The organism is Novacetimonas hansenii JCM 7643, from assembly GCF_000964405.1.
GTDB classification, from domain to species: Bacteria; Pseudomonadota; Alphaproteobacteria; order Acetobacterales; family Acetobacteraceae; genus Novacetimonas; species Novacetimonas hansenii.
This window is the reverse complement of sequence record NZ_BANE01000332.1, coordinates 1-301: the sequence shown is the minus strand read 5'-3', so window position 1 is coordinate 301 and position 301 is coordinate 1. Positions and strand designations below refer to the sequence as shown.

Here is a 301-nt window from a genome sequence, read left to right as displayed (position 1 = left end):
TCACGGGCTGCACCATTTCAGGCTTTCACAAGGCTGCGGCCATTCGCGCACAGGATGACGGATCGAAAGTGGACCTGTCGGGCACGATCCTGCACGAGGGTAAGCAGCAGATTTTTGGACAGACCCGGGCCATGGTCGCATTGACGAAATGTGAACTGATCGGCAGTGCAGAAGGTTGGCCCCAAATAACCATGGCAACCGGCGCACAGGTGACGCTGGAGGCATGTCACCTGCGTGATGGGTTGAGCCATGCCATATGGGTGAAGGAACAGGGACAGGCCAGCATCACGGGCTGCACCAT

At 58.1% G+C, this 301-nt stretch carries 1 protein-coding gene; it reads left to right on the top strand.

Annotation, left to right across the window (positions count from 1 at the left end):
- The coding region (locus tag B7G66_RS18010; RefSeq protein ID WP_048859397.1) for a hypothetical protein at positions 1-301 on the top strand (301 nt) is incomplete at both ends.